Origin of the sequence: Paenibacillus sp. GYB003, from assembly GCF_036577625.1 — a bacterium.
GTDB lineage: Bacteria > Bacillota > Bacilli > Paenibacillales > NBRC-103111 > Paenibacillus_AB.
Genome location: NZ_JARBDC010000052.1, coordinates 114417 through 127898 on the forward strand (window position 1 = coordinate 114417; position 13482 = coordinate 127898).

Here is a 13482-nt window from a genome sequence, read left to right on the forward strand (position 1 = left end):
TAATACGAGTCGGATGACAAAAAGAGCGGAAAAAGTTCCAAAGCTTTCGGCGCGCGGGCGAGTTATGATGGACGTAACGCCCGATGTAAACGGTTACATGGTGTCGGCTGCGGGCGCGGGGAACGAGGGGGATGCCGATCTGGCCGAGCGTCCCCGAAATCGGAAGGAGGGATCGATCATGGATGTCCGGCATCGATCGGGCAAGACGGACGCCGCTGCAGAAGAACCCCGCAGGAAGGAGGAAAAGACGGATGGAACGTCGATCAGCCGCAGGAAGCTGCTCGTCTCGGCGGGGATGGCCGGAGCGGCGGCGCTTTTATCCGGCGCGGTCGGCGGCGCGAACGGGCTGGTCAGGCAGCCGGTCGGCAGCTCCGTTTACGGCGGCGTCGACGGGGAAGGGGCCGCGACGGACGGGCTGGCGGCAGCCGATTGCGTGGTCGCCGTAACGGTCGCGGAGCTGCGGGCGATGACCGCCCCCGGGCTCGACACCGTTTATTTGATAACCGACAAAGGGCAGGAAGGCCATTTCGCTTACGATCCGAACGATACGACGTCGGCGGACAATACAGGTACGGTACTCCTTACCGCCTCGGGCGCCCGATTCAAACGGATGCTCGAATCGCCGTATTGGAGCGTCAAATGGTTCGGTGCGAAAGGCGACGGATCGACCGACGATACGGCGGCCATCCAGAAAGCGATCGATACGGCTAGCGCGTTCGGCGGGGGGACGGCGTTTTTTCCGGAAGGAACGTACATCGTGGCGCCTTCCGGCGGCTTTAAAATCAATTTGCGCAGCAACGTCGATCTGCTCGGCGAAGGAGCCGGCACGATCATCAAAGTGAAAAACAACGCCGGCGACTACGGCATGATTTTCGGCTCGTCCAACTCGGGCGTCCCGCTCCAAAACGTCCGCATATCCAATCTCCGCATCGACCAAAATCCGCAAAACAATTTGACGTGCAACATCGACCCGAACCGTACGAACGACAGCAATTATTGGCAATTCGTCGTCGCGCTGTACAATTACGAGAACATCGTCATCGACAACGTCGCGTTCGATCCGACCTGCGGGGTCAACACGATTACGCTGAACAACGAGCAGGGCAAAAAGGCGACGATTACGAACTGCCGGTTCCACTTCGTCAAGGCGAACGGACATCCCGAATACGACAATTCCGCGGTTTATTTGAACGGTCAAAACCATACGGTGTCGAACTGCCTGTTTTACGCCGCACCGGGACAAAAAGCGAGAGGCGCCATCGAAACGCACGGCGGGCAAAGCGTCGTATCGAACAACGTCAGCGACGGCTATTACACCGGCGTCAACGTCCAGGCGAACGGCGCATCGACCGCGCATGCCGATATTACGGTCACGGGCAATACGTTCAGCAACGCGAACCAAGGCATCCAGCTGTGGCCCATGAACGCGAACCCGCTGAAAAACGTAACGATCAGCGGCAATACGATCCATCTGGCCAATACGGTTCACCTGCGCAATACGACGACCGGCATATCGAGCGCAGGCGGACCTGCGGAAACCGGAGCGTTCGAAAACATAACGATAACCGGCAATACGATCGTTTTCCAGGAAGAGCTCGCGTACCGGTCCAGCTTGAACGAGTCCGCTTACGGGATCGGCCTTGTCAAAGAAAACGACGTAACGAACGTCGTCATCAGCGGCAACATGATCCGCAACGCTCCCGTCTCGGGCATCCGGATCGGCAGCAACAGCAAAGCAGGCGCTTCGCGGAATATCCAAATCACGGGCAACGCGATTATCAATGCGGGTCATTATCCGTCCCCGAGCGAGCTGTACCGCTGCGGCATCCTGCTTCGGTCGACGGTGAGCGGCGCGGTCGTTTCCGGCAATTTCGTTTCGGATACGTTCGATAACGCGCAGGGGCTGTTTTCGATCCGGGTAAACGATTTCGACGGAACGTTTATAAACGTTTCGGTGACGAACAACTTTATCGCCGCCAAGCAGGGCGGGCTTTGGTTCAGCGTAAGTCCGAGCGTAACGACCGATCCGCCGCCCGTCAAAGCGTCCGCGACTTCGCCGCCCGCGTCCGGAACGTACATTCAAGGCGAAATCGTCATGTATACGGGGCTTTCGGTTACGTCCGGCCAATCGCCCGCGGGCTTCAAAGTAACGGCTACCGGTACGGCGGGCACGCTTGTCGGCGTGACGGCGACGGGCTCGATCCAAACGCCGACGATTACGGTGAACGACTCGTCCCAACTGAAGCCGGAGCAATGGATCCGCATCCAGACGGGCAACCAGCTGAGGCGAATCGTCCGCATTTCCGGCAACCAAGTGCGGCTGAACGCCAATTTGACCGTCGACGTACCGACGGCCAGTCCGGTTTCGTTCGCCGCTCCGACGTTCGTTCCGTTCGGCACGGTCGGGAAGCTGCCGGGCATTGCCAATACGAGCGGCTCGACGCTCGGCCAATTGGAGAACGAAGTCAACTTGATGAAGCAGCTTATGCGCGACTACGGAATCATGACTTGAGGAATCGCCGTCAACCGGTTGTTCCAACCCTCGATATCGAAGAATGAAAGGGGAACTCGAAATGGCAAACCCGACGAACGAAACGAAACCAATCATAAGCCCCATTGACCGGGAGGAAGCTTTGCGACCCGGCGGCGCGGACAAAGCCGCGATCAGCCGCCGCAAGCTGCTCGCCTCCGCGGCGATGGCGGGGGCGGCCGCCTTATTGGCCGGCGCGATGAACGGAAGCGCCAAGGAGAAAGATCCCGGCAGCGTAACGGGCAGCGTTTACGGCGGATCGGATCCGAAGCTGAAAGATTTGCTGGACCTGGATTTTGTCGTCGCGACGACGATCGCCGAGCTGCGAGCGATGACCGATCCGTATTTGGACTACGTCTACTTGATTACCGATAAAGGTCAGGAAGGCCATTTCCTGTACGATCCGGCCGATACGACTTCGTCGGACAATACCGGTACCGTTCTCGTAACCGCATCCGGCGCCCGCTTCAAGCGACTGCTGGAATCGCCGTACTTCAACGTGAAAGGGTTCGGCGCGAAAGGCGACGGCGTGACGGACGATATGGCCGTCATCCAGAAGACGATCGACGCCGCTTCGGCGTACGGCGGAGGCACCGTCTTTTTTCCGAAAGGGACATACATCGTCTCGCCGTCGGGGAGCGTTCGCATCAATTTGCGCAACGACGTCCATCTGCTCGGGGAAGGGACGAGCTCGGTCATCAAAGTGAAAGACAACGCGGGCGACTACGGGATGATTTTCGGCAACAACAATTCCAGCATACCGGTCAAAAACGTTCGCATCTCCAATTTTCGCGTCGACCAAAACCCGCAAGGGAACCAGACGTGCAACATCGACTCGACGAGAACCGATTCCTACTACTGGCAGTTCGTCATCGGGCTGTACAATTACGAAAACATCATAGTCGACAACGTCGTCTTCGATCCGACCTGCGGCAAAAACACGATCACGCTGAACAACGTTAACGCGAAAAACGCGACGATCACGAACTGCCGGTTCCATTTCGTCATGGCCAAAGGCGACGGCAATTACGACAATTCGGCAATCTATTTGAACGGCCGCAGCCATACCGTCTCCAACTGTTTGTTTTACGCGGCTCCGGGGCAAAAAGCGAGAGGGGCGATCGAAACGCATGCGGGCACGAGCGTCATTTCGAATAACGTCTCGGACGGCTACTATACGGGCATCAACCTGCAGGCGAGCGAAACGAGCGGCGACCACTGCGATATGACCGTGACGAACAATACGATTTCCAATGCGAATCAAGGCATCCAGTTCGGGCCGAGAAAGACCCATCCGATCAAAAACGTCGTCATTTCGAACAATACGATCCATTTGATCAATACCGTCCATTTGCGGAACTTGACGAGCGGCATTTCGACGGCGGGAAGCTCCGAGGATACGGGCGATTACGAGAATATTACGATATCCGGAAACACGATCGTATTTCAGGAAGAATTGACGCGGCGGTCGACTTTGAACGAAGGGGCTTACGGAATCGGTTTTTACAAATCGAGCAATTACACGAACGTTCTCGTCAGCAACAATTTAATCAAAAATGCGCCGGTGACCGGCATTCGGTTTGGCGCGAACAATAAGGTCGGGGTCTCGACCAACATTAAAATTACCGGCAACATGATCGTCAATGCGGGTCATTATCCGGCATCGAGCGAGCTGTACCGGGCGGCCATCCTGCTCCGGTCGACGGTAAACGGCGCGGACATTTCCGGCAATTTCATTACGGATACGTTCGATAACGCCCAAGGGCTGTTTTCGATTCGGGTGAACGACTTCGACGGAACGTTTACCGGCGTGTCCGTAACGAACAATTTGATTTCCTCGAAGCAGGGCGGGCTTTGGTTCAGCGTGAGTCCTTCGGTTTCGACCGACTTGCCGCTCGTCAAAACGTCCGCCTCGTTCCCGCCCGAATCGGGGACGTTCAATCAAGGAGAAATCGTTCTGTATGCGGGACTTGCGGTGACCGCCGGACAGTCGCCGGCCGGGTATAAAGTAACCGGCACGGGAACGGCGGGGACGCTCTCCGGCGTTACGGCGACGGGCGAAGCGGGCAAGCCGTACGTCACGGTGACCGACTCGTCGCAGTTGAAGCCGGACCAATGGATTCGCATCGCGACCGGCAACCAGCTGAGGCGCATCGTCCGCATATCCGGCAACGAGGTGCGGCTGAACGCCAACCTGACGACCGGCGTGCCGGCGGCCAGCGCGGTCTCGTTCGCCGAGCCTACGTTCGCCCCGTTCGGCGCGATCGGCAAGCTGCCGGACATCGCCGATACGAGCGGCTCGACGCTCGCGCAGCTGGAGACGGAGGTCAATTCGCTGAAGCAGCTTTTGCGCAATTACGGCGTCATGAGCTGAGCGCGCCGCGTTTCGGCAAGCGGAGAACGGTTCCGGTTATCGGCGGAACCGTTCTTTTTTTCGCTTGCTTTAAACGGCCGATGCCGGGACGAAGGAAAATGCAAATGATGCGAATGATTGTACAAACGCGGATGCAAAATATTCGACCGATCCGCTAAATCTTTTGCACGTTCGGAAAGTGTATGATGGTGAAGGTAGACCGGGCAATCCGCCCATTGCGGCGGACGGTCGAATAAAGGAACGATGGGGGAAACGGCAGATGGCATTACGATTCGGCATATACGGCTGTCAGCACGGCCATATCGCCGCTTTTATCGGCGAAATGACGGCGCTCGGCGCGGAATGCGCCGGCATATACGAGCCCGAGGCGAACGCGCTGGCGAAACGGCTGTCCGGCCAGTACGGCATCCCGCTGCTTGAAAGCGCGGAACCGCTTCAGGACGAATCGATCCGGATTATCGGCTCGTCGGCGATCAACAACGAAAAAATCGACGTTATCGAATGGTGCGAACGGTACGGCAAGCATATTATGCTCGACAAGCCGATCGTGACGAACCGAAGCGCGCTCGAACGATTGGAAGCCGTCGTGGAGCGGGGACGCATTCAGGTCGGCATTCTGCTCACCGAGCGTTTTCGGCCTGCGATCGCCGCTTTGAAGCGGAACATCGAAGACGGACGGCTCGGCCGGATCGTCAGCATTACGATGCGCAAGCCGCACAAGCTTTCGCCGGCGTCGCGGCATGCGTGGCATTTCTCGAAGGAGCAAAACGGCGGACTCATCATAGATCTGTTCATTCACGACTTCGATTTGCTGCGCTGGCTGACCGGACAGGAAATCGAATCGATCCATAGCTTGCTGGCCAAACATACCGCGCCGGAGCATCCGACTTTTTTCGATACGGCGGGCGCCCAAGTGCTGATGCGCGGCGGGACGATGGCGCAGCTGTATACGGATTGGCATACGCCGGACAAAAGCTGGACCTGGGGGGACGGTCGCATTTTCGTCACCGGAACGGCAGGCTGCGCGGAGCTGCGGTTAAGCGGCGACCCGTCGACGGTCGCGAACGAGGAGCTTTATTTTCAAATTACGCATGAAGAGCCGTTCGTCCGGATCGTTCCCGAAGCGGTCCCGGTTTCGATTACCGCCGATTTTCTCGGCCGGATCGAAGGGAAGCCGAGCATCCTGACGCACCGCGACATTCTCGAAGCGAGCCGAGCCGCCGTGCACGCCGATGCGTCAGCGACTCTAATCCATGCCATTAATAATTAATGAAATTAAATATTAGCAGCATGAAAGGTGATGCGAAACCATGAGCGAACGGAAAGTGCGTTTTGCCGTCGTAGGCTGCGGCGGCATTTCGTCCAGCCATTTTATCGGAATCGAGCGGGCTCCGGAAGCCGAGCTCGCGGCCGTATGCGACGTCAATGCGATGCGCGCGGAGGAGTATGGGGCCAAGTACGGCGTCAAGGCGTACTCTGATTACGGGAAGCTGCTTGCCGCGCCGGACATCGACGTCGTCTGCCTGTGCACGCCGAGCGGCATGCACGCGGATCAAACGATCCAGGCCGCCGAAGCGGGCAAGCATATCGTATGCGAGAAGCCGATGGCGATTCAGCTGCACGACGCCGAGCGGATGGTCGAGGCTTGCGAGACGCTCGGCGTCAAGCTGGCGACGATTTTCCCGCGCCGGATGTCCCCGGCGTCGCGGTTCGTGAAGCAGCTGCTGGACGACGGACGGCTCGGCAGGCTGAGCCTGTGCTCGGGCTACGTCAAGTTTTACCGCGACCAGGCGTATTACGACAGCGCCGGCTGGCGCGGCACGTGGGCGATGGACGGCGGCGGGGCGATGATGAACCAGGGCATCCATACGATCGACCTGCTGCAGTGGCTGGCCGGTCCCGTCGAGTCGCTGCACGGCTATGCGGCGAACGTGCTGCGCAGCATCGAGGTGGAGGATACGGCCGTCGTCTCGCTGCAGTTCAAGTCGGGGGCGCTCGGCTCGATCGAGGCGACGACGACGGCGTACAAGCAGCCGGATCACCGCATCGTGCTGCACGGGGACAAAGGAACGATCGTATTGACGGGCGACGAAATTACGACGCTCTACGTCATCGGAGAGAAAATCGAAATTCCGGCGTTCGAGCCGTTCTCCGTCGTGCCGGACGGGCATGCCGCGCAAATCCGCGATATGGCGCAGGCCGTGCTGCACGACCGCCAGCCGGTCATAACCGGCCGCGACGGCAAGCATTCGCTCGAAATCATACTCGGCACGTACGAGTCGCAGCGGAGCCACCGCGAAATATTGTTCGGATAAGCGGCGCCGCCGCATCGGAAAGCCCCCTTTTCAACGTACGGCAGAAAAGGGGGCTTTGTCGTTTCCAGGCATCGCATTGCTCGCGCGACTCTTATTCAACGACACACAAGCTTACCGTTTCGCAAGCTTATAGACGGAAGGATGCAGCCCTTTCAAGCTGAGCGAAGCCAGCTCACGGACCTCGAACGAGAACCGTTCGGCCGCCCGTTCCAGCGGCTCGGCCGCGTCGGTCATGCAAATGACGGTTCCGCCGCCTGTCAATACCCTGTCCGCTTCGTTCACGATGTCCCGGTAAAGCGCGGGGATCGTTTCGCCGGAACCGATCTGCTTGCCGAACGGCAAATTGACGACGAGCTTGTCCACGCTTCCGGCATCGAGCGGCAATCGGCGCGCATCCCATCGATGCAGCCGCAGCCGCGCTTCGTTGCCGGCGTTTTCGACGGCGGCGCGGACGGCGTCCTCGTCGATATCGCCGCCGACGATTCGCCGGGAAGGATAGGCGAGCCGTTCGATCACGATCGTTCCCGAGCCGCAGCACGGATCGACGAACGTATCCGAGGGGGCGGGCTTCGACAGCCATACCAGAGCGTGGGCGACGGTAGGGCGGATCGCCGCCGGGGCGAACGCGCGCGACGGCTTGCGGTACCGGAACGACGAATCGGTCAGCCTCAAGGCGAAGACCGCTTCGTCGTGCGCGATATCGAGCCTGAATTCGACCTCGTGGTTACCGCCCGCGCCTTCGCGGAACCGGCTGCGTCTCTTCGTCAGGCCGATCATGGCGGCGGACGAGGCGTCGAACCTCGAGTACGTATGCTTGCCCGACCGGCTCGCGTGCACCGCGCACCGGACAGGTCCGGATCGGCCGTCCGCGACCCAATCCAGGTCGAGGGCGGCGATTTCGCGTTCGATATGATGCAGATCCGTTTTGTGCGGACCGACCCGAAACCGGTGCACGAATCGGAACAAATTGTCCGCCGTCCGCAGCGTCCGCAGCGTTTCCTCCTCTCGCGACGAAGTGAAATATACTTTTCCGCGTTCGATCGTCGCGATGCGCGCATCGCCGATTTTCGCGCGAATTTCATCCTCCAGCACAGCTTCCAATCCCGGCAGTACGGTAGCGAAATAAAGCGTCATGACGCATGTCTCCATTTGTTTTCGATTTTCGGGAACAAAAAAACGGCGAATGAACAAAAGTCCATTCGCCGTTTCCATGAACGTGCCGTCGGCCGTTTCCGCGGGAAACGAGCTCGGCGGCGAGCGATCGACTATTCCGTTTCATTGACAATTCGTACGCGCGCATGCAGGCATGGGCAAACAGAACCGCCGTTCTCGGGGTCCATCCGCCGAACGCTGATTCAGACCGTTGCCGGTCGCGATCCGCACGCTATTCAGTTCGCGGTCAACTGAACGAAACTGTCAAAAAAACGGCCATCATCAAAGCGCTGTTCCCTCCATCCGAAACGAATAGGCTCATTATACACGATTTCGGGTGCGGGGGCTACCGGCAATCGGATGTAAGCAACGGGAAAAGCTCCCGGTAAATCGGCCTTGTTTTGGCGAAAAGCGCGGTCCCGGCAGCATGATCGGGAAGTTTTCCCCTTAATGCTCCCAAAGAGGGGAAGCCGACAAAAACGGAGGTTTTCCCGTCGTTCCTCCTGCATATTTCGGGTCCCATCCGATGCTGTTCGACAGAGCTGCGACAAATACACGTAAGCCGGCCTGCCAATATGTGCAAACGGTGCGAACGATCGTGACAAGGCGGGTGTAAAAAGTTCGGGCGATCAGATAAAGATTTCGCCCGTATCGGCAAGGTAAGATCGAAATGTAAGCGATTGCGGGAATGGGCGCGAGCCATGCGGACCGTTTTCGGGCAAGCCCGACGAACCGATACCGCGACCTCTCCCGGCGATCGTCATTATCGCAATGGGCGAAGGAGGATGTTTATGCGGGACCCGAACGTACGGGAGAAGCTGGGGGAAAGCAGCGCGAACGGACATAATGCGATCGAACGCGATGGCGCGCAAACGAACGGGAGGCTGGTCAGCCGCAGAAAGCTGCTTGCCTCGATGGGGATGGCGGGAGCGGCCGCGATGATGTTCGGCGCGATCGGCTCGAACGCGAAAGGAACCGTGGACGAGGCGGTGTACAAGGCGCTTGGCAAAGACAAGCCGAAGGATAAGGACAGACTGCTGGAGCTCGCAAATTACGATTTGGTCGGCGGGGTCGCCGTAAGCGAGCTTCGCGCGACGAGTACGCCGCAAACCGATTTTATTTATTACGTAACCGATCCCGGCAAGGAAGGGCACTTTGTATACGATCCGAACGACTCGACTTCGACGGACAATACCGGTCTCGTCCTCGTATCGACGAGCGGAGCGAGGTTCAAGCGGATCGTCGAGACGGAGTATTACAACGTCAAATGGTTCGGCGCGGCGGGGAACGGAACAACCGACGATACGGCCGCCATTCAGCTGGCGATCGACAGCGTGGCCGCGATCGGCGGCGGAACCGTCTTTTTCCCGAAAGGAACGTATGTCGTTTCGCCGAGCCTGCAAAACCGGATCGATTTGCGCAGCAACGTCAGCCTGCAGGGCGAAGGCATCCATACGATCGTCAAAGTGAAGGACAACGCGGGCGACTATTGGACCGTATTCGGACATACGTTCGGCTCGCCGAAAGTCGAGAACGTGCGAATCAGCCACTTGCGGATCGACCAAAACCCGCTTTCGAACACGAGCTGCAACATCGATTTCGGCCGGAAAGATCATCCGTATTGGCACCAATTCGTGTTTTGCCTGTTCCATTACGAGAACATCGAAATCCGCAACGTGCAATTCGAGCCGACATGCGGCACGAACGCGATCTTTTTCAACGGGGACGACGGCGAGCGGGTTGCGATTACGGACTGCCTGTTCCACTTCGTCCAAACGAAAGGCACCCCCGAGTACGACAACTCGACGATCTACGTCAACGGCAAAGACCATCTCGTCGACGGCTGCATCTTTTTCGCGGATACGAGCCAGCGGGCGCGGGCGGCGATCGAATCCCATACCGGCCCGAGCGTCATTTCCGGCTGCGTCGTCGACGGCTACTATACGTTCATCAACCTGCAGCCGAGTATTTTAAGCGGGGATCGGACGGACATGACCGTCACGGGCAATACGATCAGCAACTGCAATCAGGGCATCCAGCTGTGGAACCGGCAGGAGGATCCGAATCCGGTCAAAAACATTACGATATCGAACAACACGATCAGCATCTCGAATAAAGTCCATATGCGACGTTACGCGACCGGCATTTGCACGGCCGGCAGCTTCGAAAGCGTCGGCGATTTCGAAAATATTACGATTACCGGCAATACGATCGAATTCGAGGAAGAGCTGACGACGCGCAGCCTCAGCGAAATGTTCTATTACGGAATCGGGCTGATTAAAGATACGAACATGACGAACATCAACATCAGCAACAACATCATCAAAAACGCTCCGCTCTCGGCCATCCATATCGGGAAATACCAAAAGACGACGAGCGTGCTGTCGAACGTCGTCATTTCCGGCAACATCATCATCAACGCCGGCCATTACCCGACGGTCAACGAATTTTACCGCGCCGGCATTTTGCTCCGCAAAAACGTGGACGGGGCGCTCATCTGCAACAACTATATCGCCGACCGGTACCCGGAAACGAAATGCATTTATTCGATCCGGCTGAGCGATGCGGACGGCTATATGAAAAACGTCAAAGTGCGCGACAACCATATCGTTTCGAACGGCGGGCTGTGGCTGTTTACCGCGCCGTCGGTTCAACTGGATTCGGCCGACCGCTACTTGAAGTTCGTCTCCGAATTCCCGCCGCAATCGGGGACGTTCGAAGACGGCGACATCGTCCTGCTGACGGGAACGGCGGTCGTCGACGGCAAAACGCCGATCGGCTATAAAGCCGTCTCGAAAGGAACGGCCGGCACGTTGACCGGCGTGACCGCGACCGCTCCCGCGGGCCGCTCGTACGTAACCGTATCGGATGCCTCGATGCTCGCGCCGGGACAATGGATCGTGTTCCAATCCGGCAATCAGGTGCGCCGCATTATCCGCGTCGCCGGCAACGAGCTGAAGATCAATCAAGCTCTCGATACCGCGCTTAACGCCAGCCCGGTATCGTTCGCGGCGCCGACGTTCAAGCCGTTCGGAGCGCTCGGCAGCGCGGGAGCCGCACCGGCGACGAACGGGGCGACGCTCGCCCAGCTGGAGGCGGAAGTGAACCTGCTGAAGCAAGCGCTTACGAATTACGGCGTTTTCCAACCTTGACGAACGGATCCGATATTGCGGTCGACGCGGCTGCCAAGCCGTCTAATGGATCATTTGCTTGTACAGCCGCTCCCGCAGCACTTTGGCGTATTCCGACGGCGTCATGTCCGTCGTCCGCTTGAACTGGCGCGAGAAGTAATGGAGGCTGTTGTAGCCGAGCAGGTCGGCGATTTCCGTCAAATTGTATTTGTTTTGCCGGATGTACTGCTTCGCCTTGTCGATCTTCAGCCGGTTCCAATATTCGAGCACGCCGCAGTCGAATTTCGCTTTGAACAGCGTGCTCAGATGCGTCCGGCCGACGGAAAACTTTTCGCACAGCTGCGACAGCGCCAGGCTGCCGACCAGGTTGTCCTTCATATAGGCGACGACTTGGTCGATCAGCTCGGCCTCCTGCTTCTCCTTGACGACGGACGATTGCTGCTGCCGCTGCTGCAGACGCTCGCCCATGCGGATGAGCTGAAGCAGCAGCAATTCCAAATAAAGGACGAACAGCTGCTCGCTGCCGAACGGCGAGCTTTGCTGTCTCGCCAGTTTGCCCGCGACCGGGTTGGAGCCGAACGTGTTCCAGCCCTCCTTCATGATGAGGGAGACGGTCGCGATTTGTTCGTTCTTGAGATGAAACCGTTTATGCTCCGTAAAATAGCGCATCGCCGGCGAGAAGCATTCGAACGAGACGATGTACATGTTCGCCGCCGACTTGCCGTTCGTGCTCGGCCGGTGAAACTCGCCCGGCTCGTAGAGCAGCAAATCGCCCTGCTTCAAGTCGTAATCGGACGTGTCGGTGCTCACGTGAAGCTCGCCCCGGTCGATGTAGACGAGCTCCCAAAAATCGTGGCTTTCGCCGCGGTGCCAATAATTTTTCGCCAGTTCGAAGTAATGGCAGGAAACGATGTTGTCGATCACGATGTCGCGCGCGATCGGATATCGCTTCAGCGTCATAAACGAATCATGCCCCTTTCAACCGATCGAATTATTTCGTTATTCGCGTGAACCCTTTCGATAACGTTTTGGCGTATTCCGACGGCGTCATGTCGGTCGTTTTTTTGAAATGCCGGGAGAAATAGTGGACGCTGCTGTAGCCGAGCAGCTCCGATATTTCGGTCAAATTGTAAACGTCTTCACGGATGTACGTTTTCGCCCGGTCGATCTTGAGCTGGTTCATGTATTCGATAACGCCGCAGCCGACCCGCTTTTTGAACATGATGCTGATTTGCGTCCGGCCGATGGCGAAACGGTCGCACAGCGCGTCGAGCGTCAAATTTTCGCCCAGATGATCGTTCATGTAGGCGATCACCTGATCGACGACGCCGCTATCCCGGTGCTCACGCGGGACGGGCGACGGCATCGTTTTTTGCGCGTCGTGGCCGGCACGGATCAAATAGATGAGCAGCGTCTCCAGATGCGCCTTGAACAGCTGCTCGCTGCCGAACGGCGCGTCTTCCCGCGGATACAGGATGCGGCCGCTGCCGAGCGGCGGGGTGTCGAACGCGTTCCATCCTTCCTCCATCATCAGGGCGAGCGCCGACTTCTCTTTTTCGTTTAAGTGAAACAGTTTGTTTTGCAAAAAAAACGACATCGGCTCGGACTCGCACTCGAACGTGACGATGAAGACGTTCGGCGAAATTTTGCCGTTGCTCTTCGGACTGTGAAATTCGTTCGGCTCGTGGAACAGCAGGTCGCCCTGGCGCAAATTGAAATGGCCGAAGTCGGTGTCGATTTCGATCTCGCCCTTGTCGACGTAAAAAATTTCCCAGAAGTCGTGTTTTTCGCCCGCGTACCTGTAATTTTTGGACAGCTCGAAATAGCAGCACGAGATTAGCTTGCGAATGTGGATGTCTTCGCGAATGTCGTAGCGTGGGAATCGCATAGCCGAAATCGCCCTTTCCGCGTACAAACGAGTTTGTTTGCATTTTCACTTCAACGCGGAGCGGATAAATTCCTTTCGGCGAACGCCGCTTT

8 protein-coding genes are annotated in these 13482 nt (G+C 58.0%); 5 read left to right on the forward strand and 3 right to left on the reverse strand.

Annotated elements, in window-relative coordinates; genetic code table 11:
- The first annotated feature begins 178 nt into the window (after positions 1-178).
- The 4 genes from PV407_RS17475 to PV407_RS17490 all read left to right on the forward strand — a co-directional run bounded on the left by PV407_RS17475 (position 179) and on the right by PV407_RS17490 (position 7219).
- A complete protein-coding gene (locus PV407_RS17475) occupies positions 179-2512 on the forward strand; it encodes a glycosyl hydrolase family 28-related protein (protein ID WP_332091203.1) in 2334 nt (777 codons plus the stop codon).
- Positions 2513-2573: 61 nt separating this feature from the next.
- Entirely contained in the window at positions 2574-4904 is a 2331-nt protein-coding gene (locus tag PV407_RS17480; RefSeq protein ID WP_332091204.1) for a glycosyl hydrolase family 28-related protein, read from the forward strand.
- A 259-nt stretch (positions 4905-5163) separates the two neighbouring features.
- The gene (locus PV407_RS17485; protein ID WP_332091205.1) at positions 5164-6174 is read left to right on the forward strand and encodes a Gfo/Idh/MocA family protein; all 1011 of its coding nucleotides are present in this window, start codon (positions 5164-5166) and stop codon (positions 6172-6174) included.
- A gap of 40 nt (positions 6175-6214) precedes the next feature.
- A complete protein-coding gene (locus tag PV407_RS17490) occupies positions 6215-7219 on the forward strand; it encodes a Gfo/Idh/MocA family protein (RefSeq protein ID WP_332091206.1) in 1005 nt (334 codons plus the stop codon).
- Positions 7220-7330: 111 nt separating this feature from the next.
- Here PV407_RS17490 and PV407_RS17495 read toward each other — a convergent pair whose 3' ends face one another.
- On the reverse strand, positions 7331-8353 hold the full coding sequence (locus PV407_RS17495; protein WP_332091207.1) for a methyltransferase domain-containing protein: 1023 nt from the start codon (positions 8351-8353) through the stop codon (positions 7331-7333).
- Positions 8354-9162: 809 nt separating this feature from the next.
- Between PV407_RS17495 and PV407_RS17500 the strand changes: the two genes are divergently transcribed.
- On the forward strand, positions 9163-11523 hold the full coding sequence (locus tag PV407_RS17500; RefSeq protein WP_332091209.1) for a glycosyl hydrolase family 28-related protein: 2361 nt from the start codon (positions 9163-9165) through the stop codon (positions 11521-11523).
- A 42-nt stretch (positions 11524-11565) separates the two neighbouring features.
- Here PV407_RS17500 and PV407_RS17505 read toward each other — a convergent pair whose 3' ends face one another.
- Both PV407_RS17505 and PV407_RS17510 read right to left on the reverse strand, forming a co-directional pair.
- Positions 11566-12462 (reverse strand): AraC family transcriptional regulator, encoded by an 897-nt coding sequence (locus PV407_RS17505; RefSeq protein WP_332091210.1) that lies wholly within the window; start codon positions 12460-12462, stop codon positions 11566-11568.
- Between the two features lie 31 nt (positions 12463-12493).
- Positions 12494-13390: an AraC family transcriptional regulator gene (locus tag PV407_RS17510; RefSeq protein WP_332091211.1), complete on the reverse strand. Its 897-nt coding sequence runs from the start codon at positions 13388-13390 to the stop codon at positions 12494-12496.
- Between the last annotated feature and the right edge of the window lie 92 nt (positions 13391-13482).